The organism is Rhodococcus sp. G6(2025) (assembly GCF_058628105.1).
Map to the genome: position 1 here is coordinate 1,785,665 of NZ_CP179750.1, position 24,513 is coordinate 1,810,177.

Sequence of the window (24,513 nt, forward strand, 5' to 3'; positions counted from 1 at the left end):
CGTCAGATTTCGAGGCTCAGCAGGTGATAGCCCAGCGTCTTGCCGTGTCCGTCGAGTGCGGGGGAACCCGTGACGCCGCCGCCGAGGACGCCCGGCAACTCGAACACCATCGCCATCAGGTTCGGCTGGCAGGTGCGCCGGGCCGGACCGGTGATCAGCTCGCCGTAGTGGGCGGCGACGACGTCTTCGGTCAGTCTCCGGGCGAGATAACGGTAGGCGGCGTGGTCCCGGGCCAGCACGGCAAGGATGAGCGTGTCTCCCTTGTCGCCGGCACGAACGTCGGCGAGGGAGTCCATCTTCTGAACCGTTGCGGGCGTGGTCATGTCGTCACCTCCGTGAGGTGCACCCGGGTGGGCACGAGGTCGCGGGGGAGGGTGCACGAGCGGATCGCGAGTACCTCGGTCGCCGAGCGCCGGGCGCCGCCCCCGCCGGCCGGTCCGTTGGTGTACAGGCTTTCCACTTCCCAGCCGACGAGGTCGGCTTCCTCGCGGGTGCGTGCGCGGGCGGTCACCCGCACGCGCACCTCGTGCGCATCGGTGTCGGTGTCGAGGCCGCGGAAAGCCGCACCGGCGCCGATGTATTCGACGGAGACGGCGTCCTCGGTGAAACCGTGCACGTCGACGAGTCGTTCGGTGACGATGTCCGCGGCGAGCCGGGCGCGGGGGTGGGCGCGCGGGCCCGCGTAACTGATCTGCCCCTCACCGAGCCAGCCGCCACGGAAGCCGAGGGTGACCTTCAGCTGCTGCGGCCGGGGGCGCCCCGTCGCACCGGTGATGGCGACCCGGTCGGGTCCGACGCTGGTGAACGACACGTTGCCGAAGTCCGCGGTGACGTCCGGCGTGAGATACGAGGTGGGATCTCCCACCTCGTACAGGAGCTGCTCGGCGCAGGTTCGTTCCGTGAGTATGCCGCCGGACCCGTCGAGTTTGCCGAACGTCGCCGATCCGTCGGCGAGGACGTCGGCGAACGGGAAGCCGAGATCGGCCATGCCCTTCACCGGTTTGGTGACGGGATCCGCGTAGTACCCGCCCGTGAGTTGTCCGGCGCACTCGAGCAGGTGCCCGATCGCGGTTGCGGCGCCGATGGTGTCGTGGTCGGCCAGGTCCCATCCGAAGTGGTGGGCGAGTGGGGCGACGTAGAGGGAAGGATCGGCCAGCCGCCCGGTGACGACGACGTCGGCGTCCAGTTCGAGCGCGGGGATCACGGCCTCCGCGCCGATGTACGCGTTCGCGGACACGAGTTCCTCATCGTGCTCCGACAGTCGTCTCCCGGTCTCCCACACGACGGGGTCGTGGCGCAGCACCTGCTCGAGCACCGCGTCGCCCGTGATCGCAGCGATGCGCACCTGCCGGTCGGCGGACCGGGCCGCGATGCCGGAGACCAGTTCAGCGGCGGCGAGAGGGTTCGCGGCACCGGCATTGGTGATCACAGTGGTCCCGGACGCGAGCGTGTGGGGGAGAACCGCGCGCATGCGTGCGGCGAGGAGCGGATCGTATCCTTCGTCCGGGTTCTCCAGTCGGCGCGCGTTTCCGGCGGCGACAGTGCGTTCGCCGAGGCATTCGAAGATCAGGTAGTCGAGGTCGGCGTGCCGGGCGAGTTTCTCGGCGGGGTCGATGCGATCCCCGGAGAACCCGGATCCGGCGCCGAGTCGCACGCTCCGCGAGGCTCTGTCGCGGGTGCTCGATGGTGTCACGGGCTCGAAGTCCTTTGCTTGTTCGACGGGTGGTGGGGTGGCTCGGCTGCGGTGATGCCGCGGACGATTACAACGAGAGGGCACCGGTGATCAGCGCCGTCACGGTCATCACGATGGTGGTCCCGAAGGCCCAGCCGAAGATGAACCGCTGGTGCTTGCCGAGGTCCACCTTGCTCAGTCCGATCAGGATGAACGTCGCGGCGGTCAGCGGGCTGAGCGGGAATCCGGTGGTCATCTGACCGAGGATGGCGGCGCGGCCGATCTCCGCGGGGTCGCCTCCGAACGATGCCGTGGTTTCCGCGAGCACCGGGACGACGCCGAAGTAGTAGGCGTCCGGCGTGAAGACCAGACTGAGCGGCATCGATGTGACGGCGGTGATGACGGGGATCAGAGAGCCGGCGGACTGCGGAATCCAGGAGACGAAGGTCTGCGCCATCGCGGTGATCATCCCGGTGCCGTTGAGGATTCCGGTGAGCACGCCTGCCGCAAGGATCATCGCCACCACCATGGTGACGTTGCCGCCGTGCTTCGCGAACAGGGCCTGCTGGTCGTCCCACTTCGGGCGGTTGACAGCGAGCGCAAGTGCGAATGCGATGGCGAATGCCACCTCCAGCGGCACGAGCTGGAACAGCAGGATCACGATCAGGACGAGGGTGAGCACGGTATTGAACGCCATCACCACCCGTTGGCGACCGGTGCGCACCGGCGCGTCGGAGACGTGCGGCGTGCCCGGACCGCCGCCGCCGGGAGACACCAGTTCGGTGACGCCGAGCCGCTTACGTTCCGTGCGGCCGATCATGTAGGCGGCGAACAGGACCCACAGGATCCCGGCGCCCATCGCGGGCAGGACCGGCGTGAAGATGTCGGCGCTGGTCAGGTCGAGCGCGGCCATGGCGCGGACGGTCGGGCCGCCCCACGGAATCATGTTCATCAGTCCCGCGGCCAGGCAGACGATGCCGGTCAGGACGACCGGGCGCATCCCGAGTTTCTGGTAGATGGGCAGCAACGCCGAGATGGTGATCAGGAAGGTCGAGGTTCCGTCACCGTCGAGCGCGACGAGCAGGGTCAGCACCGCGGTTCCGACGGCGATCTTGGTGGGATTGCCACCTGCCCACCGGACGATCCGGCGGATCGCCGGATCGAACAGTCCCACGTCGACCATCAGGCTGAAATACAGGACCGCGAAGGCGATCATGATGGCGACGGGCGCGACCTTCAGCAGCCCGTCGCCCACCATCTCCCCGAGGTCGGGTGCCCATCCGCCCACGATCGCGAACGTGACGGGAACGAGGATCAGTGCGACGAGCACCGAGACCCGGCGGCTGAACGCCAGCGCCAGGAAACAAGCGATCGTGGCGAACCCGAGCGCGGCAACCATGTGACCTCCTTCGAAATGGAATCCCAGTGTCGCGCGCCTCACAATTGTGCGTCAAATATCAATGAATGATCGATTCATGAGTTCAACTCATGAATATCCCAGCATGAATACCGGCCATACTGATGCGCATGAGCATCAATCTCGGGATTTCTCACCTGAGGAGCATCGTCGCCATCGCCGACTACGCGAGCTTCACCGCGGCGGCCCACGCACTCGACGTGTCTCAGTCCTCGCTGAGCCGCTCGGTCGCCGAGGCCGAGCGCAGACTCGACGTCACGCTGTTCGAACGCACCACTCGCCGTGTCGAGCTGACCACGCACGGGCACGAGATCATCGAGCACGCCCGGCGGATGCTCCACGATTTCGACGACGGACTCACGCAGATCGAACGATTCGTCACCGGTGACCGCGGAATCGTGACCGTGGCATGCCTGCCCTCGCTCGCGGCCACGTTCCTTCCTCCGTATGTGGTGAGCTTCCGCGAGCAGCACCCCGACGTGCGCCTCCAGATCCGGGACGGACTACGTCAGGAGGTTCTCGACGCCGTGTACTCGGGCACGGTCGACCTCGCCCTTGTCACCACCTCGGGCCTTCTGCCCGGCCTGCAGCAGGACGTCCTGACGAGCGACTCCTTCTATTGCGCTGTCGCGCCGACACATCCGTTCGCCGACCGGCCGGTACTGCGGTGGTCGGATCTCGCCGGACAGCCGTTCATCGCGTTCGGACCCGAGAGCAGCATCGCGGCGCCCGTCCGCCGGGCCGTCGAGGACGCACGCATCGAACTCGGTCCCGTCATGCAGGCGCAGAACATCGGCGCGGTAGCGGGACTGGCGGCGGCCGGGCTCGGCGTCACCGCGGTACCCGAACTCGTGCTTCCCATGATCTCGTTCGCCGGACTCGTCCACATACCCCTGCAGCCGACGGTCGAACGCACCATCTCCCTCGTTCAGGTCGCCGGCCGACCCCAGACGGCGAGCACCCGCGGTTTCGTGAACATGCTTCTCGCCGACCGAACTCCTGATCGAGGAACCGATTCCGGCTAGAGTTCCGGCATGTCACCTTCTCGCGCAGATCATCATCGACTGAACTACGTGGAGTTGTCGGTCACGGACCTCGCGGACGCGGAAGCGTTCTACCGCTCGGCATTCGGCTGGGAATTCAACTCCTACGGCCCGCAGTACGCGGGCATCGTCGGTGCGGACGGTGAGGAAGTCGGCGGCCTGCTGCAGGTTCCGGAACGGAAGCCGGCAGGCGGACCGCTGGTGCTGCTGTACTCGGTGGATCTCGACGCGTCGGTGGATGCGGTGCGGGCGGCCGGTGGCACCGTCGTCAACGGCCCGTACGACTTTCCCGGCGGGCGCCGCTTTCACTTCACCGATCCGAGTGGCAACGAACTCGGTGTCTGGTCGTCGGCCTAGTATCCGGCAGAGGATCTAGTCGCGGTGTGCGACAGGGCCGGTGGTCGCGCGGCGGACGAGGTGCGGCGCGAGTACGAGGTCGACGGCCTTGTCGCCGGCGATCTGAGCCAGCGCTCCGTCGACGGCGGCCTCGGCCATGTGCGTCGCGTCCTGGGAGATCGTCGTCATCTGCACGTGCGGAATCCTCGCCAGGCGGGAGTCGTCGTAGCCCATGACGGAGATGTCCGCGGGCACGTCCCGGCCACGGCGGACCAGTAGGTCGAGCACGCCGGTGGCGCACCGGTCGTTGAAGGCGACGACGGCGGTCGGGGGAGTGGCCATCTCCAGAAGTTTGTGCATGCCCTGTGCGCCTTCGGTTTCCGTCGTACCGCCCGCCACGACCGTTGCCGAAGCCGACAGTCCGTGCCGGTGCATCGCGGCCAGGAATCCGGCCCGCCGGTCCGCACCGCCGGGAGCGTCGGCGCCGTCGATGTGCGCGATGTTCCGGTGTCCGAGTTCGGTGAGGTGGTCGACGGCCAGGGTGATGCCGGCGACGTCGTCGCCCCGCACGGCACCGACTCCGGGCAGGCCGCTCGCGCGCGCCACGACGAGGGCGGGCACGCGGTCGGCCAGAGCGCCGAGCTCGTCGCTGTCGAACCGGGTGCCGAGGAGGATCGCGGCCTCGCAGCGCTCCCGCAAGAGCGCCTGGACGGCGACCTTCTCGGCACGACTCGGCGCGACCGCGCTGAGCATCACGTCGTATCCCCGGCGGGTGGCCGCCGCGTAGATCTGTTCGACGACATCGCCGTGGAACGGCTGCTGCAGTTCGAACACCACTCCGAGCAACCGGGAACTGGCCTGGCGCAGTTTCTGTGCGCGACGGTCGGGGACGTAGCCCATCTCGTCGGCGATGTCGAGCACCCGCCTGCGAGTGGCCTCGCTGGCGCCGGGAACTCCCCGCATCACGATCGAGACGAGCGCTGTGGAGACTCCTGCCGCTCGCGCCACATCGCCCATCGTCGGACGGGCGCCACCGGTCGATCCCGCCACCGGTTCGACCACGTGCACGACTCCTGTCCTCCCGGGCCCCGCGCTGTCCGCTCGAAGCTGCTCTTGACCAATGATCGCACGAGTCCTACGGTCTAGAACTAGAACGTACTAGTTCTCCTCTACCTCCACCCTTCCACTGCACTGGAGCGCACCCATGTCACTCAGCGAAGCCGCAACCGTCCACTCGACGGCGCCCGCTTCCCACCCGGTCCGCATCGCGACGATCGGTGCCGGACGCATCGGCTCGAATCACGCGGAGATCGTGGCCCGCCTGGTCCCCGGGGCGTCGCTCGTCGCCGTCAGCGACCCGGTCGGCGAGTCCGCGCAGCGCCTCGCCACCGCGTTGGGAGCGCCGATCGCCACCGCGACCGTCGACGACGTCCTCACCAGCGACGAGGTCGATGCGGTGCTGATCACCGCCCCCGCGCGAAGCCACACGGATCTGGTCGTCGCGGCCGCGGCCGCCGGCAAGCACGTGTTCGTCGAGAAGCCGATGGCAGTGACCCTCGCCGACGCCGACCGCGCCATCGCGGCGGCCGCCGACGCCGGCATCGTCCTGCAGGTGGGGTTCAATCGCCGATTCGCTCCCGGATTCGCCGCCGCCCGCGCCGCGATCGACGCGCAGAAGGTCGGAACCCCGCAGCTGCTGCGTTCGCTGACCCGCGATCCCGGGCCGTACACCGCCGATCCGGCACGCGTTCCGCAGTGGACGATCTTCCTCGAAACGCTCATTCACGACTTCGACACCCTCTGCTTCCTCAACCCCGGCGCACGCCCGGTGCGGGTGCACGCCGTGGCCGACGCCCTGGTACGACCGGACGCCAAGAGCTCGGGCCACCTCGACACCGCAGTGGTGACGGTCCAGTTCGACAACGGCGCCATCGCCACGGCGGAGGCAAGCTTCAGTGCGCTGTACGGATACGACGTGCGCGCCGAGGTGTTCGGCTCCGGCGGCATGATCACCGCAGGCAGCGGGCTCAGCACCGACATGACGTACTACGGCCCCGACGGCCTGCACGCCGACACCGCGCGCCGCGACACCGACCTCCTGCACTCCGCGTACGTGGGGGAACTGACCGCCTTCGTCGACGCGATCCGCACCCACACACCGGCCGTCGTCACAGGCCACGACGCCCGCACCGCGCTGTCGATCGCACTCGCCGCCGTCCGCAGCGTCGAGACGGGCTCCGCCGTCGACCTGGACCGGTGACACCGATGACCACCTATGCGCTCGCCGCCAGCGCCGAAATGCTCTACCTCGACCTGCCGTTCCTGGACCGCGTCCACCGCATCGCCGAACGCGGTCTCCAGGTCGAGATCTGGGACTGGTCCACCAAAGACATCGACGCTCTCGCCGCCGGCGGCGCCGAATTCTCCTCGATGACCGGCTATCTGGAGGGCAACCTCACCGAAGCTGACGGCATCGAGGCTCTGCTCACCACGGCGCAGCAGTCCCTCGACGTCGCGAAGCGGCTCGACTGCCCGCGACTGAATCTGCACGGAACCGGGCTGGACAACCGGGGACTGCCCGTCCGTCCGGTCGAAACGGTCACGCCCGCAATGTGGCTGACCGCCGCCGACACTCTGCGGAAGGTCGCCGAACTCGGCGAACAGGCGGGGCGGGTGTTCACGCTCGAGAACCTCAACCTCGCCGTCGATCATCCCGGCACCCCGTTCGCGACCGCGGCCGACACTCTCGCTCTCGTCCGGGCGGTCGACAACCCCCACCTGCGCATGAATCTCGATCTCTATCACGCCCAGATCGGCGAGGGGAACCTCATCGAACTCGTCCGAAAGGCGCTGCCCTACATAGGGGAGATCCAGGTCGCCGACGTCCCCGGACGCTGCGAACCCGGAACCGGCGAAATCCACTACCCGGCTGTCGCAGCCGCCCTCCGCGACCTCGGCTACACGGGCGTCGTCGGACTCGAAGGGTGGGCGAAGAACGATCCGGACGACGCGCTCGACGCGTTCGAGGCGGCATTCGCGCAGCCGTAGGGATGCACTGGCCGCCCGTCTGTCACGCGGGGGTCATCGTCGGCGTTCGCGCGCCGATCGGCCGCTGCTCGATCCGCTGCCCGGACAGACGACCGGTGTGGTGAGCCTCGATCATCCGCTGCTCCGCGCGTTGGGACCCGCGCAACCGCAGGGAGGAGGCGGCCGCGGTGTCGAGGAGCGCGCGCAACGCCGGTTGCTCGGCGGCCAGCGCTTTCCACGTCGCATTCAGGGGGGTGCCGTCCTCGACCGCCTGGTCGAGGCGGGCCGCGAGGTGGTTGCTCCACCGGTGCTGAAGTGCGAGAAGGATGTTGTCGGCCGAGCCGAAAAGCTCGATCGCGCCGGGTACTTCGTCGAACCGCAACGCCTGTGCGGGGTCGGCGTGCGCCCGCCCCAGGACTTCTTCCAGTACCGCCCGGCGTGCACGGAAATCGTTCCACGACATCTCGGCCACCTCCGTAGTTTCGTTGATGACGGCAACGCTACGGATCCGCGGCAGCGGTTTCGCCGTGCCACGGTCGCGTTCTCGTCTCCTACCGTGGGCGGAGGGATCTCCGCTCCGGAGAGGACGCGGTGTGGGTGGGTCTTCGCCTACGCTGGTCGTGTGCAGGTGACGGCATTTTTTCGTCGACGCGTGGCGGAGAGTGAGTACGACTATCCGCTCGCTGTGCCGGTGTTCGCGCACATCGCCGTCGTTGTCATCGCCGGTGCCGCTGTCGCGCAACGCGACGGCTTCGTGCCGCCGGGGTGGGTCCTGCTGTGTGGCCTGGTCGCCGCGGTGACCCCTGTTGCGGGAGACATGATCAGACCGGGAGCGGTGCTTCCGCGTCCGTTCCTGGCCGTTGTCGTCATCGCGGCGGCCGCACTGCTGCTTCTGCAGCAGCCCGACACCGCGTTCGACTTCGCGCCGCTCATCCTGGTGATCCTCACCGCCGAGGTCGCGGCAACGGCATCACTGGCCGTCAGTCTCGCCACCTTGGCTGCCGCGATGGCAGTCCTGACTGCGTTTGCACTGACGGGCCGACTCGACGGTGCGCCTTACGCTCTCGCCGGAGTCGTGCTGGGCTGGGCCTTCGGCTACCTGATGCTCACACAGTTGCGCCTCCTTCATCAGGAGCGGGCCTCGAAGGCGATCCAATCCGAGCAGGCCGCCACCCGTGAGCGCCAGCGAATCGCTCGCGAGGTTCACGACGTCATCGCCCACTCGCTGAGCATCACGCTGCTGCATCTGACCGCGGCCCGCCGCGCGCTCGAGCAGGACCGCGACGTCGACGACGCAGTGGACGCGCTCTCCGACGCCGAGCGACTCGGGCGGCAGGCGATGGCCGACATCCGGCGCACCGTCGGGTTGCTCGACGCAGGTCCGGCGGGCACCCGTCCCGAGCCGGGTGTCGCCGATCTTCCCGATCTGATCGACGACTTCCGCCGTGCGGGTCTGCCGGTGGCCTTCGACATGCGCGGGGACCTCTCTGCCGTGACCGGCGCAGTCGGTCTCGGCATCTACCGCATCACGCAGGAGTCGCTGGCAAACGTCGCCAAACATGCACCCGGCGCCAGTGCCGACGTGCGACTGACGATCGAGCCGGAACGCGTGACGCTGGATATCCGCAACCCGACCCGAGGTCGGGTGACCCCACCGAACGGCTCACTCGGTTCCGGTCTGCGGGGCATGCGTGAGCGCGCCGCGCTGCTCGGTGGCACATTCCGCGCCGGCCCGGACGGCAGGGGATGGTCGGTGCACGCCGCGGTTCCATTGCCCCGAGACTCCTGCCGGCCGGCGATTCTCCGTCACATCCCGGGACTGTCGTGACGGGCCCGGAGATCAGGGTGCTGCTGGTCGACGACCAGGAACTGGTGCGGTCGGGGCTGCGCCGGATCCTGCGGCGCAAGGACGGCTTCATCATCGTCGGCGAATGCGCCGACGGCTCGGAGGTGCCGGGCGCGGTGGCGGAGCACACCCCGGACGTCGTGCTCATGGACCTCCGGATGAAGAAGGTCGACGGTATCCGCGCGACCCGCGATCTCCGGTCGGGAGCGCAGCCGCCGCCGGTGCTGGTGCTCACCACGTTCGACGACGACGAACTGCTGTCCGGGTCGCTCCGCGCGGGTGCGGCAGGGTTCATCCTCAAGGATTCGCCCGCCGAGGACCTGATTCGCGCCGTACGCACCGTCGCCGAGGGCGGCGCCTGCCTCGACCCCGCAGTGACCGGACGCGTTCTCGCCACGTACCGCACCGTCGCGCCGTCGTCCGACGGGGGCCGGAACCACCTCACCGAGCTGACTGCGCGGGAACTCGATGTGCTCGCGCTCATCGGGCGTGGGCACAGCAACAGTGAGATCGGCCGTGAGCTGGGTATCTCGGGCGTGACCGTGAAGAGTCACGTCGGGCACATCTTCCTCAAACTCGATCTCCGCGACCGCGCGGCCGCCATCGTGTACGCCTTCGATCACGGCATCGTCTCCCCGGGCGGCGCCGGGCCGGATTAGGGTCCGACGGAACTCTTTTCATCCCGGCATCATTATGCGCGGCTACAGTCGAGTGGGAACCGGTCACAGGGCCGGTGCGCGACCGGGGAGGGTGAGCGTATGGGGTCGGTGTCGAAGCTGCGGCGTCTCGGTATGGCCGCGGCGGTGGGTTCCGCCGCCGGCTGGCGGTCTTCGCGGGTTCGGGAGTGGCAGCGGCGGAACCACCGACTGGCGCCGCAACACCACTCCGCCGAACGTGAACGGCGGTGACGGGGGAGGGCTTTCGGCTGTCGTCCTCGACACCGGAAGGTCGAGCGTGCTGGTTCCGCATCGAATCGAACTGCCGCTGGTCATCGCGGCGGGAGGGGGCTACGGCTCGTTCGTGGAAGGCGGCGGACAGCGCGTGTTCGGATCCGACGGGTCGAGCCCGGCGGGTCTTGCCGGTGGTCCCGGATACGGCGGCAGCGCAGGAAGTTCCGGTGCGACGCTCCCGGAGGCCGTCGGCGACGGGATCGGGGCCGGGGGCGGTGGCGGGGCCGGCTGGTACGGCGGCGGCGGAGGCGCCGCCGGGGGACGGATCGGTGGCACCGGCGAGGCGAACGAGCCACCGGGTGGCGGAGGTGGCGGACTCTCCCTCGTGCCGTCGGGCGGCACGATCGGACTGTCTTCGACGGATTCGAGGCCCTCGGGCGTCGTCACCTTCGAGCTTCCCTGAAGAGTTCGTCGGAGCCGTGGTCGGCCAACGGGCTAGTTGTGCGTGAGTCGAAGTCACGGCAAATTGTTTCCGCAAAGTCTTGGCTGAGTCCAGAAAAGTAAGTCATAGTGGTTGGGTGCCGTCGATGCCGGATTACGCAGCGCTGCTGCGCGGGGCTGAGCTTCGCGTGACCCGCCCGCGGGTCGCGGTGTTGGAGGCCGTGCACGCGCGTCCACATGCCGATACGGAGACGATTTTCGGAGCGGTGCGCACCGTTCTGGAAGGGGTGTCCCGGCAGGCCGTGTACGACGTGCTGCACGCAGTGACCGCTGTGGGATTGGTGCGGCGGATTCAGCCGCCCGGCTCCGTTGCTCGGTACGAGTCGCGGGTCGGAGACAATCACCACCACGTCATCTGCCGGTCGTGTGGGGTCATTGCGGACGTCGACTGTGCCGTCGGTGAGGCGCCCTGCCTGACCGCGTCCGACGACAACGGTTTCCTCGTCGAGGAGGCCGAGGTCATCTACTGGGGTCTGTGCCCCGACTGCTCGACTTCACAGACTTCTCGATCGAACCCATGACCACAGCCCAGTTTGGTCTCTCCCGGAAGGAATGTTGTGTCCGATAGCTGCCCGGTCGCTCATGAGGGAAATACTCAGAGCACCAGTGAAAGTGAAAACCCCGTAATCCCGTCTCCCACTCCGGCGGCGCACCGCCCGAGGACGAACCGCGACTGGTGGCCGAACCAGCCGGAGCTGTCGGTGTTGCACGCCCACACGTCCAAGTCGAACCCGATGGGCGTGGACTTCGACTACGCCGAGGAGTTCGCCAAGCTCGACGTGGAGGCACTCAAGCGCGACGTCATCGATCTGATGACGACCTCGCAGGACTGGTGGCCCGCCGACTACGGCCACTACGGCGGCCTCTTCATCCGGATGAGCTGGCACGCCGCAGGCACCTACCGCATCGCGGACGGTCGCGGCGGTGGCGGTCAGGGCGCTCAGCGTTTCGCCCCCCTCAACAGCTGGCCCGACAACGCGAGCCTCGACAAGGCCCGCCGGCTGCTCTGGCCGGTGAAGCAGAAGTACGGCAAGCAGATCTCGTGGGCGGACCTCCTCGTCTTCGCCGGCAACTGCGCCCTGGAGTCGATGGGGTTCAAGACCTTCGGGTTCGGCTTCGGCCGCGAGGACATCTGGGAGCCCGAGGAGATGTACTGGGGTCCGGAAGACACCTGGCTGGGCGACGAGCGCTACAGCGGCGATCGCGAACTGTCCGGTCCGCTCGGGGCCGTGCAGATGGGTCTCATCTACGTGAACCCGGAAGGGCCCAATGGCCAGCCGGATCCGCTGGCAGCCGCCCGCGACATCCGGGAGACGTTCGGCCGCATGGCGATGAACGACGTGGAGACCGCTGCGCTGATCGCAGGCGGCCACACCTTCGGCAAGACGCACGGCGCAGGCGACGCCGACCTGGTCGGTCCTGAACCGGAAGGCGCCCCGATCGAGCAGCAGGGCCTGGGCTGGAAGAGTGCCTACGGCACCGGCGTGGGCAAGGACGCGATCACCAGTGGTCTCGAGGTCGTGTGGACCCCCACGCCGACGAAGTGGGACAACAGCTTCCTCGAGGTCCTGTACGGCTACGAATGGGAGCTGACCAAGAGTCCCGCCGGTGCCTGGCAGTGGACCGCCAAGGACGGCGCAGGCGCGGGCACGATTCCCGACCCGTTCGATTCGTCGGCGGGACGTGCTCCGACGATGCTGACCACGGACCTCTCGCTGCGCATCGACCCGGCCTACGAGAAGATCACCCGGCGTTGGCTCGACCACCCGGAGGAGTTCGCCGAGGAGTTCGCCAAGGCCTGGTACAAGCTGCTGCACCGCGACATGGGACCCGTCACGCGCTACCTCGGCCCGTGGGTGCCGGAGGCGCAGTTGTGGCAGGACCCGGTCCCCGCGGTCGATCACCAGCTGATCGGGGACAGCGAGATCGCCGCGCTCAAGGGCAAGATCCTCGACTCGGGCCTGTCCATCTCCCAGTTGGTGTCCACCGCCTGGGCCTCGGCAGCCACCCACCGCAGCACCGACATGCGCGGCGGCGCCAACGGGGCGCGGATCCGGCTTGCGCCGCAGAAGGATTGGGAGATCAACAGCCCCGCCGAGCTATCCACGATCCTGCAGACCCTCGAGCAGATCCAGCAGGACTTCAACTCGTCGCAGTCCGGCGGAGTGAAGGTCTCACTCGCGGACGTGATCGTTCTGGCGGGTGCCGCGGCGGTCGAGAAGGCGGCGAAGAACGCCGGTCACGACATCACGGTCCCGTTCACGCCGGGTCGTACCGACGCCACACAGGAGCAGACCGATGTGGAGTCGTTCGCCGTGCTCGAGCCGAGGGCCGACGGGTTCCGCAACTACCTCCGAGCGGGGGAGAAGTTGCCTGCCGAGGCGCTTCTGGTCGACCGGGCCTACATGTTGAACTTGACCGCTCCGGAAATGACGGTTCTCGTCGGTGGCCTGCGTGCACTGAACGCCAACTTCGGCCAAACGAAGCACGGCGTCTTCACCGACCGGCCCGAGGCGTTGACCAACGACTTCTTCGTCAACCTCCTCGACATGGGTACGGTGTGGAAGGGAGCGGCCTCGGCCGAGAACGTCTACGAGGGCACCGATCGTGTCACGGGTGACGCCAAGTGGACCGCCACCGCCGTCGATCTCGTGTTCGGTTCGAACTCGCAACTGCGTGCTCTCGCCGAGGTGTATGCCACCGACGACGCGCAGCAGAAGTTCGTGCAGGACTTCGTTTCTGCCTGGAACAAGGTGATGAACCTCGACCGGTTCGACCTCGACTGATCATGGTTGATCGGCCCCGGCCGATCAACCGTCGTCTGGCCCGGCACCCGCGAGTGGATACTCGACGGGTGTCGGGCCAGATTTGTGGCGTATGTCAGAGGTGTGGGAGCGCCGCGGTGAGAAAGACTGTGCCGACGGCGATTCCGAAAGCGCCGGTGAGAATGCCCAGCAGTGCTTCCAGGGACTTCGGCTCGCTTCCTTCGACGGCAGGGTGCCGGTTGGCGGCGATGCCGGCAGCGATGGCGCAGACGCCGAGAACGACGCCGAATCCGAACATCCAGAACATCACTATCGACAGGGCTCCCAGCATGACCGAGATGTCGCTCCAGCGTTCGCCCCGCAGGTGCTGTGGACTGGCGAGCCGGGAGAATCGTGCCGGGGAGCCGTCGGGATTGTGTCGCGACGATCCGTTGTGGACTTCCAGCAAAGATCGGGTCATCGGCCGAGCCTCGGCGAGTCGATCGGAACGCAGCACAGCAACACACCTCCCATGATCGTCAAAATGGCCCGCCACCTCGGCGAGCGCATCCACCACTGTGCAGAAGAAATTTAGCACTCGGCGGTAGTGAGTGCCAGTTTCGATGCTGCTCGCCGAAACCTGGACGGCCGTTATCGAGTGGTTACTGCGTCGGAAAGCTGGTCGTTCGGACGCGGCGGTGCTAAATTCCGGATTGCACAGTGGGCCGCGCCCGCCGCCGTGACGGGCGCGCAGGAATTCGGGAGGTGCAGAGCTGTGCGTCGAGAAGAAGGCGGAACATCGAATCAGAATGCGCAACGTCGAGTAACGGAACTGCGCGAGGACGAGCCCACCCGGTGGCCGGACCCCAGTCCGCTCAGCAGTTGGTGGGATCGGGTTGTCTGGGGTGCGCGGGGGTCGACGACATGACGAGCCCGTCATCCGACGCAGGGTTCAGCCGGTCGACAGTCTCTCGGCGTTACGCACCGCGGTCTCGAGGTGCCTGTCCGCGGTGCTCAGGTCGAGCCGAGCATCGCTGAGGCTGTCGATCACCTGTTCCCGCGAGGCGCCGTCGCTTGTGCTGTCGAGCAGGTCGAACGCGTCGGTCAACTCCTTGATGCGGTTTTCGAGTGCTTGCAGATCGAACCGCAACCGACCGGTGCGCTCGACCAGGTCGTCGACGTCCACGGCTGCCCCTTTCGTCCCCGGACGCGCTGTCGCATCACCCTACGTCCGTCTACCCGCGGATCGGGGTGTGAAACCCCGCTGCGAGTGGCGGCCTATCGGTACACCAGGCCGCCGTCGATCAGTCCCGCCTGCCCGGTCATGTAGTCGGAATCCGGTCCGGCGAGATACGACACGTACGCGGCGACGTCCTCGGGCGTCTGCGCGCGACCGAGGGCGATGCCGCCGACGAACTTCTCGAACGTGGCGCCCTTCGGCGCGCCGGTGAGGGCTACGAAGCGTTCGTCGATGGTGACCCACATGTCGGTGCCGACGACGCCGGGGCAGTAGGCGTTGACGGTGATGCCGTCCGACGCATACTCCTTCGCCGCGGCCTGGGTGAGGCCGCGGACCGCGAACTTGGTCGCCGAGTACACGCCGAGCATCGGGAATCCCTCGTGGCCGGCGATCGACGAGGCGTTGATTATCTTCCCGCCGTGTCCCCGTTCCCGGAACTTGGCTGCCCCGACCTGGATACCCCACAGCACGCCTTCGACGTTCACGGCGAGGATGCGTGAGACCTCCTCCGGTGTCACGTCGGCGATCGGGTTGACCTGGGCGATTCCGGCGTTGTTGACGATGATGTCGAATCCGCCCAGTTCGCGCTCGGTCCGGTCGACAGCGGACTGCACCTGATCGCGGTCCGTCACGTCGGCGACCAGTGAGATCGCCTTCGCTCCTACCGCGCGGACCTCGTCGGCCACCGCATCGACCCGGTCGCCGTTGACGTCGACGAGCGAGATGTCGGCGCCGTCCGACGCCAATCGCAATGCGGTCGCGCGTCCGATGCCCTGCCCCGCGCCGGTGACCAGAGCGACTTTGCCCTTGATGCTCATCCCTGACTCCTGCCTGTTGTGATCGTCCTCACAGATGAGCCAAGCATTCTCCACGGCGCGGTTGCAAGGGTTGCACTCGGTTGCAGTGTGGTCGAGTAGACCGTCGATTGCATTCGCCCCCAATGGAAATGGGGGAACCGCCCCTGGTTCGGCGTCCGCATCCCCGGTAGGCTCGGCCGGGTGAGTACTTCCGGTTCGGTTCGGCACCGCCTTCCCGCGGTCGGCTCGGGCGTCGATCTACCCCGGCACGCGAGGTTGTTGAGTCAAGTGCACGATGCCGTTCTCTCGGGACGGCAACCGCCCGCGCAGCCGCGCGACGTCGTCGGCCGATCGTGGTCGCGGCTACAAGCGGACGGGGTCAGCCCCGACCGCTGCGAGGACGTGGTGCTCGCCGACTACGCCGAGGTCGAGGCCCGGCGTACGCGAACTGCTCTGCGATCGGTCCTTCCCGAGCTTCGCAACACGTTGACACCGGTGGCGGAAGACGCGAACTTCATCGTGGTGATCGCGGACGCCGACGGGGTGGTGTTGTGGCGCGAAGGGTCGCGCGGCGTGCGAAAGGCCGCCGACGCGCTGGGGTTCATGGAGGGCGCCCGGTGGTCCGAGGGGGCGGTGGGCACGAACTCCATCGGAACAGCGTTGGTGGAAGATGCTCCCGTGCAGCTGTTCTCGGCAGAGCACTACGCGCGGTCGCACTGCGGGTGGTCGTGTACCGGGTCTCCGGTGCACGATCCACGTAGCGGTGAGGTGCTCGGCGTCGTCGACATCAGTGGCTCGGCGATGTCGGTTCATCCGACGACGGTGGCACTGGTGCAGACGGCGGTCCGGTTGGCCGAGGCCACACTGTGGCAGGAGCACACGATCACTCTCGAGAAGCTCCGCGGTCATGCCGCACCGGTGCTCGGGGCGACCGCAGGGCCTGCCGTCGTGGTGGACCGGCACGGCTGGGTCGCCGACTCACGCGGGTTGGCCGTTCCCGACCGGTTGGTGCCCCCGCGTCTCGGCACGCCCCTGCTCGTGCCCGGGTTGGGGGTGTGCATGCCGGAACCGCTCGGTGACGGCTGGCTGGTGCGCCGCGGAGGCAGACCGACGACCATCGCATTGGAACTCGATCTCGGTGACACCCCGCGAGCAACGGTGCGAGGCGACACGAGTTGGACCCGAGCGCTCTCACCCCGCCACGCGCAGATCCTGCGAGTGCTTGCCGAAACGGGTTTCGCTGGAATCGATGCCGCGTCATTGAGTGCGGTGCTGTTCGGTGACCGCGACCACGTGGTGGCCGTCCGCGCCGAGATCTCCCGTCTCCGGAAGAGCCTCGGCCCAATTCTGTCCACCCATCCGTATCGGTTCGCGGACGGTGTCGACGTGCACGTCGCCGGGTGACGAACCTTCCCGGTGTCTAACTCCTCGCCGATCGCACGGCGACGAACCGGCCCAGGTCGGCGCGCAGTTGCGGGTCGAGGCACTGACCGGCCGGTCCGGCGAGGATCTTGCGGAGCCGGGCCACGTAGCACGCGGGTGTCATACCGAATTCGACGAGGAGATCACCGGTGGTGCCACCGCCGTACGGCAGCCAGCGACAGGCGAATTCGATGACCTGTGCGTCTTCGATGACGGAATCGTTGATCACGGGTTGACACTCCTGTCGGGTCGGACGGCTGCGAGATGGGTGAGGGAGTCCGCGAGCGGGCGGCCGTGGTGGGCCATCGCCTGCGCGTAGAGTCGGCCGGCGCGGTAGGAGGAGCGGACGAGGGGTCCGGCCATCACGCCGGCGAAGCCGATCTCGTCGGCGGTGGTGGAGTGCGCCACGAATTCCTCGGGCTTGACCCACCGCTCGACGGGGTGATGCCGCGGCGAGGGACGCAGGTACTGGGTGATGGTGATGATGTCGCAGCCGGCGTCGTGCAGGTCGTGCAACGCCTGGGTGACCTCGTCGGGGGTTTCGCCCATTCCCAGAATCAGGTTGGACTTGGTGACGAGTCCGTCCTCGCGGGCGGCGGTGATCACGTCGAGGCTGCGCTGGTAGCGGAACGCGGGCCGGATCCGCTTGAAGATGCGGGGGACGGTTTCGACGTTGTGGGCGAGGACCTCGGGGCGGGTGGCGAACACCTCGGCGAGTTGCTCGGGCTTGGCGTTGAAGTCGGGGATGAGCAGTTCGACGCCGGTGCCGGGATTGAGCTGGTGGATCAGGCGGACGGTTTCGGCGTAGAGCCAGGCGCCGCCGTCGGGGAGGTCGTCGCGGGCGACGCCGGTGATGGTGGAGTAGCGCAGTCCCATCGCCTGGACGGATTCGGCGACGCGGCGGGGTTCGTCGCGGTCGAGGTCGTCGGGTTTGCCGGTGTCGATCTGGCAGAAGTCGCAGCGGCGGGTGCATTGCTGCCCGCCGATGAGGAAGGTCGCCTCGCGGTCTTCCCAGCATTCGTAGATGTTGGGGCAGCCGGCTTCTTCGCAGACGGTGTGCAAACCCTCGCGCTTGACGAGGCTCTCGAGCTCGGAGTATTCCGGGCCCATCTTCGCTCTCGTCTTGATCCAGTTCGGTTTGCGTTCGATCGGAGTCTCCGCATTCCGGATCTCCAGTCGAAGCAGCTTACGGCCGCGCGGCGCCTGCGCGGCAGCGGACGATGATCCTGGTGTGGCAGTCACGTGTCGATTCCTGGGGGTGGTTCCGCCGAACCGCGGTGCCGGAGGGCGACCACGGCTCGGCGGGATTGCTACATATTGATCGGGCGACCCAGCGCCGACAGGACCGATTCGTGCATGGCCTCGGACAGCGTCGGGTGCGCGAAGATCACTTCCGCCAGATCGTCACCGGTTGCCTCCAGAGATCGGGCGATGCCGAAACCCTGGATCTGCTCGGTGACGTCGGGACCGACCATGTGGGCGCCCAGCAACTCGCCGCTGTCGGCGTCGAAGATGGTCTTGACGAAGCCGTCGGCTTCACCGATGGCGAGTGCCTTGCCGGAGGCCTGCAGATCGAACTGCCCGATCTGCAGGGAACGACCGGTCGCCCGCGCCTGGTCCTCGGTGAGGCCGAGGCTGGCAACCTGGGGCCGGGCGTACGTGCATCCGGGCACATAGTCCTTGTCCAGCGGGGTCACGTGCGGGGCGCCCGCCAGCTTGTCGACACACAGCACGCCTTCGTGGCCGGCCTTGTGGGCGAGGCACGGGGCGCCGGCGACGTCTCCGATGGCGTAGATCCCGAATGCGGTGGTGCGGCACCACTGATCGGTGGTGACGAAGCCGCGGTCGACGTCGACGCCGAGGTCCTCGAGTCCGAGATTCTCGACGTTGCCCTGGATGCCGGCGGCGACCAGGACCCGGTCCACGACGTGCTGTCCGAGGGTCCCGTCCGCCGATCTCACCGTCACGGTTGCAGAGTCCGCGCCGACCGTGAGTTCGGATACCGAGGCGCCGGTGTGGATGGCGATCCCGCGCTTCTCGAACTGCCGGCGCACGTGACCGGCCACCGCGGCGTCCTCGACGGGCATGATCTGCGGTGCCAGCTCGACGAGCGTGACCTCGCTGCCCAGATCGCGGTAGAGGCTGGCGAACTCGACGCCGATGGCGCCGGAGCCGATGACCAGCAACGACTTCGGAAGCTCCGGGGGAACCAGCGCGTCGAAGTAGGTCCAGACCCGGCCGCCGTCCGGTGTCACCCCGGGCACCGACCGCGGGCGCGCACCCGTGGCCAGGATGATGTGATCGGCCCGGTACTCGGTGAGCGGCGACGCCGAGTCCGGGCCGCCCTCGCGAACCCCCACCACGCCCTTTCCGGTCAGGCGTGCGGTGCCGGTGATCACGTCGATACCGTTCTTCTTCATCAGATATCCGATGCCGTCGGACAATCGGCCCGACACCCCACGGCTGAATTCGACCAGTTGCGCCATGTCGAATTCCACACCGCTGGTGGAGAATCCGAGGGGACGCAGATTCGCCAGCGTGTGGGCCACGTCGGCGCCGTGGAGAAGCGCCTTGGTGGGAATGCACCCCCAGTTGAGGCAGATACCGCCGAGCCGGTCCCGTTCGATCACCGCGGTGCGGAGTCCGTGCTGCGCGGCACGGATGGCGGCGACGTAGCCGCCGGGGCCGCTTCCGATCACCAGGACGTCGTATTTGTCAGTCATCAATACTCCCTAGACCAGCATCAACGCGGGTGACTCGACGAGGCGCCGCAGTTCCTGCAGGAACGTCGCGCCGAGGGCGCCGTCGATCACCCGGTGGTCGCACGAGAGGGTCACGGTCAGCACGGTGCGGGCTTCCACCCGACCGTCGACGACGACCGGCCGTTGCTGCCCCGCACCGACGGCGAGGATTGCGCCCTGCGGTGGGTTGATGATCGCGTCGAATTCGCGCACACCGAACATGCCGAGGTTCGAGATGGTGAACGTGCCGCCCTGGAACTCCTCGGGGGTCAGCTTGCCGGTCTTGGCTTTCGTCACCAATGTGTGGACCTCATGGGAGATCTCGGCGAGGCTCTTGCTCTCGGCTCCGTGAACGATGGGCGTGATCAGTCCCGACGGTAAGGCGACGGCCACCGAGATGTCGGCGGCGGAGAATCTCAGCACCGACTGGGCCGCTTCGTCGAACTGGACGTTGACGTCGGGTACCTTGCGCAGCGCCGCCGCGCACGCCTTGACGACGAAGTCGTTGACCGACAGCTTGACCGAGGGCACGGTCGCGTTGATCTCCTTGCGCAGTGCGAGGAGATTGTCGATCTCGAGGTCCACGGTGAGGCGGAAGTGCGGAGCGTTGCGCTTCGATTCCTGCAGACGCTGCCCGATCGCCTTGCGCATCGAGTTGAACGGGATCGTCTCGAACTCGGGTGCCGCGTGTTGCGGGGCGTCCGCTACGCCAGTGGACGCCGCCACCGGATCGGGAAGCAGCCGGAACGTCCGTTCGGCTTCCCGGACGTCCGCCTCGCAGACGCGTCCCCGCGAACCGGTGGCCCGGCAATCGTGCAGATTGATGCCGAGGGACTTCGCCAGTCGACGCGCCACCGGTGTCGCGTCGACACCGCCGTCGTCCTCGGACGAGCGTCCGGGCACACCCGATCGGGTCGGAGACGGTGCTTCCGCGACGGTTCCACCCGCCGACCGAATCGCGTCGTGGACGTCCGCGACGGAGATCCGGCCCTCGCGGCCGGTCCCGGTCACACGGCCCAGGTCGATCGACAACTCACCTGCCAATCGGCGAGAGTGTGGTGTCGCGAACACGTCACCATTCGTCTGTCCCCGTAGCGAATCCGGGACGGTGGTGGTGCCGGGAGTCCTCGTCGACTCCTGCGCCGCCGGTGTCGACGGTGTGGATGTCACGCACGGTTCCTCGGGGATGAGCTGTCCACCCGGTGACCGCTCGGGCTCGGATGCGGAGACGTGATCCGTTCCGAGGCCGGTCAGGAACTCCTCGATCTCGGCGTCGGAGACGGCCGCGTCGGCCGACACGGCCAGGACCGCACCCACCGGCAACGTGGCACCGGGCTTGGCGACGATGCGCCGCAGCGCTCCGTCGAACGGCGCCTCCAACTCTTTGGTGATCTTGCTGGTCTCGATCTCGCAGATCAGATCACCCTTCGAGAAGGACGTTCCTTCGTCGATCAACCACTCGGTGACGGTGCCCTCGTCCATGGACAGGCCCCATTTGGGAACTTCGATCAGTTTGATGTCACTCATGGTCAGGCGGTCACCACCTTGCGTACCGCGGCCTCGATGCGCGCCGCGTCGGGAAGCCATGCCTGTTCGAGCACGGGGGAGAACGGCACGGGGGTGTGCGGTGGGGTGACCAGTTCGATCGGTGCCTTCAGCGAGCCGAACGCCTTGGTGGCGATCAGCGCTGCGACGTCGTGGCCGAATCCGCATCGTGCCGCGGACTCGTCGACGATCACCACCCGCCCGGTGGACGCGACGGATTCGAGGATGCCCTCCTCGTCGAGGGGTGAGACGGTCCGCGGGTCGACCACTTCGACGGAGATGCCCTCCGTGGCAAGTTTGTCGGCGGCCGTGTTGGCGGCATTCACCATGGCCGAGAGCGCGATGATGGTGACGTCCGTGCCCTCCCGGGTGTAGTTGGCTACGCCGAACGGGATGGTGTACGGCTCGTCGGGCACCTCGCCCTTGAGGTCGTACAGCGTCTTGTGCTCGCAGAACACTACCGGGTCGTCATCGCGAATGGACTGGATGAGAAGGCCTTTGGCGTCGTACGCGTTGGACGGGGCTACCACCTTGAGGCCGGGGACCGCGGCGAACACGTTGTACGGGGACTGCGAATGCTGCGCCGCCGCCGAGAATCCGGCGCCGATCATGCCGCGCACCACGAGTGGGGTGCGGGCCTTCCCGCCGAACATGTATCGGAATTTCGCGGCCTGGTTGTAGAGGGCGTCGTAGCAGACCCCGAAGAAGTCCATGAACATCAGTTCGGCGACCGGACGCAGCCCGGTCAACGCGGCGCCGGCCGCCATGCCGATGATCGCGGACTCGGTGATCGGGGTGTCGATGACCCGGTCGGAACCGAATTCGGTCCACAAGCCCTTGGTCACACCCAGCACACCACCGAACGCCTCGAGCTTCCCGGACTCGAGTTCCGGGTTGGTCCCCGCCTGACCACCACGCAGATCCTCACCGATCTGCACTACCGTCGCATCGCGTTCCATCTCCTGGGCGAGCGCGGCCTTGATTGCTTCGCGGTACGTCGTCTTCGACGTTGTCATTTCTGTTCTCACTCTCAGTACGACACGTAGACGTCGGTCAGAAGGTTTGCCAACGGCGGATACTCGGCTCTCCGGGCTTTCGCGACGGCGTCGTCCACGCGGGCTCGTGCGTCGGAATCGATCGCGTCGAGCTCCTTCGCGGACACCTTCCTGCTGTCCGGGTGATTGCGGAAGTTCAGCAGCGGGTCTTTCGTCTTGCGCAGTTCCGCGACCTGATCCGCGGTGCGGTACAGCTGCGCGTCACCTTCGAAGTGTCCGTGCCAGCGGTACGCGATCGCCTCGATCGACGTGGGTCCGCCTCCCATCCGGGCACGCTCGACGGCCTCACGGGTCGCCTCGTACACGGCGAAGAAATCGGTCCCGTCGACGGTGACGGCGGGCATGCCGAAGGATGCCGCGCGGGAGGCGATGCTGGGTGCGCCGACGGCGTAGTCCCGTCCGGTGGCCTCACCGAATCCGTTGTTCTCGGTGACGAAGATGATGGGAAGGTCGAGCACGACAGCCATGTTCATGGCTTCGAAGACGGTTCCCTGGTTGGAACCGCCGTCGCCGGTGAACGACGCCGCGACGCCGCCGTTTCGGAGTGTCTTCGCGCTGAGCGCCGCGCCGATGGCCAGGGAGGGTGCCCCGCCGACGATGGCGTTCGCGCCCAGCATGCCCACGGACAGGTCGGCGATGTGCATGGAACCGCCCTTGCCGTGGCAGAGGCCGTCGTCCTTGCCGAAGATCTCCGCCATCATCCCGTGGAGGTCGCACCCCTTGGCGATGCAGTGCCCGTGGCCGCGGTGGGTGGATCCGATGTAATCGGTGTCCTGCAGGTTCTCGCACACGCCGACGGCAATGGCTTCCTGACCGGAGTACAGGTGAATGAAGCCGGGGATGTCGCCGGTGGCGTTCTCTTCGTGTAGGCGGTCTTCGAACGCTCGGATCTCGGACATCTTCCGATACGCGCTCAGTAGCGAGTTCTTGTTCAGCGCCATTGCACTCCCTTGGTTTCTCCGTTGTCGCCGGCTACGTCGAGCCCGCTCGATCGCGCCGCGGCGTCGGAACGGTTCGTGCCTCGTGTAACCCGGGTCATGAATGTAGGGAGATATGACGCGTGCAATAAACGTTGCAGCCGATTGCAATGGTTCGATCGAGGGATGCGAAACAACGACGCGGTCGAGGTTCGTCGAAAGCTCGTCAGGGTCAATATTCCGAACGTGATCGCCGCCCTTGATGGCGGCACTCGGGTCATCGAGACCGAGGTGAAGGACTCGTAGTCGGGAGGGATTGACACGGCATTGATCACGGCGCTTGACTGGAACGCAAGCTGGTGTGGGCTCGCCCGATGGTGTTCCGGGAGGTTGACGTATGCGCGGCACAGGGTTAGCGGGTCCGGGCCATCGACGCGGAGCAACCTCCCCTCGCAGGACCATCTCGGTACTGGCACTGGTGGGAGTGTGCATTTTCTCCCTGACGGCGACCCAGACAGCCAGCGCAGACCCGGCAGCGGCAGACACCGTCGACACCGGGTTCGCGATCCCCTTCGCCGGGGCACCCGGCTACGAGAGCCTGGCTCCGACGCAGGTGACCAACCCTGGGCAGCTCAACCAGCCACTCGGTCAGCAAGCGGCGGACGAGATTGCCGGCCAGGTGGGGCTCACCAGGGCCGACGCGTTATCCGAACAGCAGTATCGCGACCTCCTCAGCGGCGGCGGAGTCGGCGGCAGCCGCGAAGCCGCCGAGGTGATCGATGCATGCGCCCAGATCCTCACCAACACGAACGGCCGTCCCGTGTATTCCAACGTCGATGGCCACCCCACACCGTCGGTTCTGGCCAGCTACGGGCTCTACGTGAACACCAGCGGACTGCTGGAGAGTCCGGCCAACGCGGACGCCCCGACAAGGCAGGTGAACTCGTTGATCGCTCCCGGTGGGTTCGTGGGCACCTGGTTGAGGAACAACGATGCGACAGGAACCTTGATAGCGCTCTACCGGTCGGCGTACACGGTGCAAGCGGTCTACGGCTTCGCAGCGCAACAGATTTCGGGCGCAGCTCAACTGGTGACGAACACCAAGGGGGGTGTGAGTTCGGAGGTAGGCATGTCGATGGCGCCGCCGCTCTGGATAGTGAATTTTGCCCTGCTCTACATATTGAATCCTTCCCTGGCGGCCGCGATGCCTGCCCACTGGACTCCCATCCCGTCGCCGGTCGCCGACGCAATACACTCGAGCCCCACCGGCCAGGTTCCTTTCAGCGACTATGCGTCCTACTTCCAGTGATCCACAGGTAG

Annotated in this window: 25 protein-coding genes; 11 read left to right on the plus strand and 14 right to left on the minus strand. The window is 67.3% G+C overall.

Annotated features, from left to right (window positions below; all coding sequences use genetic code 11):
* Positions 1-2 precede the first annotated feature (2 nt).
* The 3 genes from ACLIVD_RS08215 to ACLIVD_RS08225 form a co-directional block, all read right to left on the minus strand.
* Positions 3-323: an AtuA-related protein gene (locus ACLIVD_RS08215; RefSeq protein WP_283330936.1), complete on the minus strand. Its 321-nt coding sequence runs from the start codon at positions 321-323 to the stop codon at positions 3-5.
* Positions 320-1,693: an acyclic terpene utilization AtuA family protein gene (locus ACLIVD_RS08220; protein WP_491932243.1), complete on the minus strand. Its 1,374-nt coding sequence runs from the start codon at positions 1,691-1,693 to the stop codon at positions 320-322. Before ACLIVD_RS08220 ends, ACLIVD_RS08215 begins: the two co-directional genes overlap by 4 nt.
* Before the next feature lie 67 nt (positions 1,694-1,760).
* The gene (locus ACLIVD_RS08225) at positions 1,761-3,071 is read right to left on the minus strand and encodes a CitMHS family transporter (protein ID WP_491932244.1); all 1,311 of its coding nucleotides are present in this window, start codon (positions 3,069-3,071) and stop codon (positions 1,761-1,763) included.
* Between the two features lie 122 nt (positions 3,072-3,193).
* Here ACLIVD_RS08225 and ACLIVD_RS08230 point away from each other — a divergent pair, with 122 nt between their 5' ends.
* Together ACLIVD_RS08230 and ACLIVD_RS08235 are read left to right on the plus strand one after the other, a co-directional pair.
* Positions 3,194-4,114, plus strand: a complete 921-nt coding sequence (locus ACLIVD_RS08230) for a LysR family transcriptional regulator (RefSeq protein WP_491932245.1) — start codon at positions 3,194-3,196, stop codon at positions 4,112-4,114.
* Positions 4,115-4,123: 9 nt separating this feature from the next.
* A complete protein-coding gene (locus ACLIVD_RS08235) occupies positions 4,124-4,489 on the plus strand; it encodes a VOC family protein (protein WP_280780691.1) in 366 nt (121 codons plus the stop codon).
* 15 nt (positions 4,490-4,504) lie between these two features.
* On the opposite strand, the gene ACLIVD_RS08240 is transcribed toward ACLIVD_RS08235, so the two are convergent.
* Positions 4,505-5,485: a LacI family DNA-binding transcriptional regulator gene (locus ACLIVD_RS08240; protein ID WP_491932861.1), complete on the minus strand. Its 981-nt coding sequence runs from the start codon at positions 5,483-5,485 to the stop codon at positions 4,505-4,507.
* Between the two features lie 187 nt (positions 5,486-5,672).
* Between ACLIVD_RS08240 and ACLIVD_RS08245 the strand changes: the two genes are divergently transcribed.
* Positions 5,673-6,728, plus strand: coding sequence for a Gfo/Idh/MocA family oxidoreductase (locus tag ACLIVD_RS08245; protein ID WP_491932246.1), 1,056 nt, complete (start codon positions 5,673-5,675; stop codon positions 6,726-6,728).
* A gap of 5 nt (positions 6,729-6,733) precedes the next feature.
* Positions 6,734-7,516 carry a TIM barrel protein gene (locus ACLIVD_RS08250; protein WP_283351679.1) on the plus strand — a complete coding sequence of 261 codons (783 nt, stop codon included), beginning with the start codon at positions 6,734-6,736 and terminating at the stop codon, positions 7,514-7,516.
* Between the two features lie 22 nt (positions 7,517-7,538).
* Here the strand turns inward: ACLIVD_RS08250 and ACLIVD_RS08255 are convergent, their stop codons facing one another.
* Positions 7,539-7,967: a hypothetical protein gene (locus ACLIVD_RS08255; RefSeq protein ID WP_283351680.1), complete on the minus strand. Its 429-nt coding sequence runs from the start codon at positions 7,965-7,967 to the stop codon at positions 7,539-7,541.
* A gap of 180 nt (positions 7,968-8,147) precedes the next feature.
* Between ACLIVD_RS08255 and ACLIVD_RS08260 the strand changes: the two genes are divergently transcribed.
* The 5 genes from ACLIVD_RS08260 (at position 8,148) to katG (ending at position 13,518) form a co-directional block, all read left to right on the plus strand.
* Positions 8,148-9,323: a sensor histidine kinase gene (locus ACLIVD_RS08260; RefSeq protein ID WP_280780696.1), complete on the plus strand. Its 1,176-nt coding sequence runs from the start codon at positions 8,148-8,150 to the stop codon at positions 9,321-9,323.
* A 17-nt stretch (positions 9,324-9,340) separates the two neighbouring features.
* Positions 9,341-10,000: a response regulator transcription factor gene (locus ACLIVD_RS08265; protein WP_280780864.1), complete on the plus strand. Its 660-nt coding sequence runs from the start codon at positions 9,341-9,343 to the stop codon at positions 9,998-10,000.
* A 295-nt stretch (positions 10,001-10,295) separates the two neighbouring features.
* Positions 10,296-10,694 carry a hypothetical protein gene (locus ACLIVD_RS08270; RefSeq protein ID WP_491932247.1) on the plus strand — a complete coding sequence of 133 codons (399 nt, stop codon included), beginning with the start codon at positions 10,296-10,298 and terminating at the stop codon, positions 10,692-10,694.
* A 115-nt stretch (positions 10,695-10,809) separates the two neighbouring features.
* Entirely contained in the window at positions 10,810-11,253 is a 444-nt protein-coding gene (locus ACLIVD_RS08275; RefSeq protein WP_005243590.1) for a Fur family transcriptional regulator, read from the plus strand.
* 36 nt (positions 11,254-11,289) lie between these two features.
* Complete coding sequence (katG, locus tag ACLIVD_RS08280; protein WP_280780698.1) at positions 11,290-13,518, plus strand: catalase/peroxidase HPI; 2,229 nt, start codon at positions 11,290-11,292, stop codon at positions 13,516-13,518.
* Between the two features lie 94 nt (positions 13,519-13,612).
* On the opposite strand, the gene ACLIVD_RS08285 is transcribed toward katG, so the two are convergent.
* The 3 genes from ACLIVD_RS08285 to ACLIVD_RS08295 all read right to left on the minus strand — a co-directional run bounded on the left by ACLIVD_RS08285 (position 13,613) and on the right by ACLIVD_RS08295 (position 15,534).
* Positions 13,613-13,957 carry a hypothetical protein gene (locus tag ACLIVD_RS08285; RefSeq protein WP_280780699.1) on the minus strand — a complete coding sequence of 115 codons (345 nt, stop codon included), beginning with the start codon at positions 13,955-13,957 and terminating at the stop codon, positions 13,613-13,615.
* A gap of 471 nt (positions 13,958-14,428) precedes the next feature.
* Positions 14,429-14,662, minus strand: coding sequence for a hypothetical protein (locus tag ACLIVD_RS08290; RefSeq protein WP_105417380.1), 234 nt, complete (start codon positions 14,660-14,662; stop codon positions 14,429-14,431).
* 92 nt (positions 14,663-14,754) lie between these two features.
* A complete protein-coding gene (locus tag ACLIVD_RS08295) occupies positions 14,755-15,534 on the minus strand; it encodes an acetoin reductase (RefSeq protein ID WP_491932248.1) in 780 nt (259 codons plus the stop codon).
* A gap of 267 nt (positions 15,535-15,801) precedes the next feature.
* On the opposite strand from ACLIVD_RS08295, the gene ACLIVD_RS08300 reads away from it, so the two are divergent.
* Entirely contained in the window at positions 15,802-16,917 is a 1,116-nt protein-coding gene (locus ACLIVD_RS08300; protein WP_491932249.1) for a GAF domain-containing protein, read from the plus strand.
* Positions 16,918-16,933: 16 nt separating this feature from the next.
* On the opposite strand, the gene ACLIVD_RS08305 is transcribed toward ACLIVD_RS08300, so the two are convergent.
* The 6 genes from ACLIVD_RS08305 to ACLIVD_RS08330 form a co-directional block, all read right to left on the minus strand.
* Positions 16,934-17,164 carry a hypothetical protein gene (locus tag ACLIVD_RS08305; protein ID WP_283330949.1) on the minus strand — a complete coding sequence of 77 codons (231 nt, stop codon included), beginning with the start codon at positions 17,162-17,164 and terminating at the stop codon, positions 16,934-16,936.
* Complete coding sequence (gene lipA / locus ACLIVD_RS08310) at positions 17,161-18,177, minus strand: lipoyl synthase (protein WP_491932250.1); 1,017 nt, start codon at positions 18,175-18,177, stop codon at positions 17,161-17,163. The genes ACLIVD_RS08305 and lipA overlap by 4 nt, the downstream gene beginning before the upstream one ends.
* A 68-nt stretch (positions 18,178-18,245) precedes the next feature.
* A complete protein-coding gene (gene lpdA / locus ACLIVD_RS08315; RefSeq protein WP_491932251.1) occupies positions 18,246-19,658 on the minus strand; it encodes a dihydrolipoyl dehydrogenase in 1,413 nt (470 codons plus the stop codon).
* Between the two features lie 9 nt (positions 19,659-19,667).
* Complete coding sequence (locus ACLIVD_RS08320) at positions 19,668-21,203, minus strand: dihydrolipoamide acetyltransferase family protein (RefSeq protein WP_317570053.1); 1,536 nt, start codon at positions 21,201-21,203, stop codon at positions 19,668-19,670.
* A 2-nt stretch (positions 21,204-21,205) separates the two neighbouring features.
* On the minus strand, positions 21,206-22,237 hold the full coding sequence (locus tag ACLIVD_RS08325) for an alpha-ketoacid dehydrogenase subunit beta (RefSeq protein ID WP_105423492.1): 1,032 nt from the start codon (positions 22,235-22,237) through the stop codon (positions 21,206-21,208).
* Between the two features lie 14 nt (positions 22,238-22,251).
* Positions 22,252-23,217 carry a thiamine pyrophosphate-dependent dehydrogenase E1 component subunit alpha gene (locus ACLIVD_RS08330; protein WP_317570054.1) on the minus strand — a complete coding sequence of 322 codons (966 nt, stop codon included), beginning with the start codon at positions 23,215-23,217 and terminating at the stop codon, positions 22,252-22,254.
* 373 nt (positions 23,218-23,590) lie between these two features.
* On the opposite strand from ACLIVD_RS08330, the gene ACLIVD_RS08335 reads away from it, so the two are divergent.
* Complete coding sequence (locus ACLIVD_RS08335) at positions 23,591-24,502, plus strand: hypothetical protein (RefSeq protein WP_283333362.1); 912 nt, start codon at positions 23,591-23,593, stop codon at positions 24,500-24,502.
* Positions 24,503-24,513: the final 11 nt, after the last annotated feature.

Bases quoted from the DNA above. Each gene is read 5' to 3' on its own strand.
- ACLIVD_RS08215 (WP_283330936.1), bottom strand. From the start codon at position 323: ATGACCACGCCCGCAACGGTTCAGAAGATGGACTCCCTCGCCGACGTT.
- ACLIVD_RS08225 (WP_491932244.1), bottom strand. From the start codon at position 3,071: ATGGTTGCCGCGCTCGGGTTCGCCACGATCGCTTGTTTCCTGGCGCTG.
- ACLIVD_RS08230 (WP_491932245.1), top strand. From the start codon at position 3,194: ATGCGCATGAGCATCAATCTCGGGATTTCTCACCTGAGGAGCATCGTC.
- ACLIVD_RS08235 (WP_280780691.1), top strand. From the start codon at position 4,124: ATGTCACCTTCTCGCGCAGATCATCATCGACTGAACTACGTGGAGTTG.
- ACLIVD_RS08240 (WP_491932861.1), bottom strand. From the start codon at position 5,485: ATGGGCGATGTGGCGCGAGCGGCAGGAGTCTCCACAGCGCTCGTCTCG.
- ACLIVD_RS08245 (WP_491932246.1), top strand. From the start codon at position 5,673: ATGTCACTCAGCGAAGCCGCAACCGTCCACTCGACGGCGCCCGCTTCC.
- ACLIVD_RS08250 (WP_283351679.1), top strand. From the start codon at position 6,734: ATGACCACCTATGCGCTCGCCGCCAGCGCCGAAATGCTCTACCTCGAC.
- ACLIVD_RS08285 (WP_280780699.1), bottom strand. From the start codon at position 13,957: ATGACCCGATCTTTGCTGGAAGTCCACAACGGATCGTCGCGACACAAT.
- ACLIVD_RS08295 (WP_491932248.1), bottom strand. From the start codon at position 15,534: ATGAGCATCAAGGGCAAAGTCGCTCTGGTCACCGGCGCGGGGCAGGGC.
- lpdA (WP_491932251.1), bottom strand. From the start codon at position 19,658: ATGACTGACAAATACGACGTCCTGGTGATCGGAAGCGGCCCCGGCGGC.
- ACLIVD_RS08320 (WP_317570053.1), bottom strand. From the start codon at position 21,203: ATGAGTGACATCAAACTGATCGAAGTTCCCAAATGGGGCCTGTCCATG.
- ACLIVD_RS08325 (WP_105423492.1), bottom strand. From the start codon at position 22,237: ATGACAACGTCGAAGACGACGTACCGCGAAGCAATCAAGGCCGCGCTC.
- ACLIVD_RS08330 (WP_317570054.1), bottom strand. From the start codon at position 23,217: ATGGCGCTGAACAAGAACTCGCTACTGAGCGCGTATCGGAAGATGTCC.
- ACLIVD_RS08335 (WP_283333362.1), top strand. From the start codon at position 23,591: ATGCGCGGCACAGGGTTAGCGGGTCCGGGCCATCGACGCGGAGCAACC.